A 640-nucleotide genomic window follows, 5' to 3' on the forward strand; every position below is an offset into this window, starting at 1 on the left:
TGATTGCCACTCTTTTACCACACCAGAAAGCTGATTATTTTCACCAATAAACTGAGCGACGAACGCGTTACTCGGAGATTCATACAGTTCCGTTGGCGGGGCAAGTTGCTGCACTTCGCCTTGATTAAAAACTGCGATTCGGTCAGACATAGTGAGCGCTTCATCTTGGTCATGCGTGACATATAAAATCGTAATGCCGAGCTTTTCGTGCAGGTGTTTAATCTCCATCTGCATTTGCTCACGAAGTTGCTTGTCCAACGCGCCCAAAGGCTCATCCATCAGGACGAGTTTCGGTTCAAACACAAGCGCCCTCGCTAACGCGACACGTTGTTGCTGCCCGCCAGATAACTGCTTGGGATAACGACTGGCAACGTGCCCTAACTCGACCATGTCCAGTGCGCTCTGTACTTTATTTTGAATGGTTTGATTATCGAGCTTGCGCACTTTTAGAGGAAAAGCGAGATTCTCCGCAATCGTCATGTGAGGAAACAGCGCGTAGTTTTGAAATACCATTCCGATGTCGCGTTTATGTGGCGCGAGATTGTTTACCGGAACGCCATCAATGTAAATCTCCCCGCCTGTTGCCGTTTCAAAACCCGCCAGCATCATCAGACACGTTGTTTTGCCTGATCCAGAAGGC

1 protein-coding gene is annotated in these 640 nt (G+C 48.6%); it reads right to left on the reverse strand.

What is annotated here, in order from left to right:
* On the reverse strand, positions 1–640 hold a 640-nt coding region (locus R7Z49_RS25780), incomplete at both ends, for an ABC transporter ATP-binding protein (protein ID WP_318112509.1).

The organism is Vibrio sp. 1562 (assembly GCF_033340155.1).
GTDB lineage: Bacteria > Pseudomonadota > Gammaproteobacteria > Enterobacterales > Vibrionaceae > Vibrio > Vibrio alginolyticus.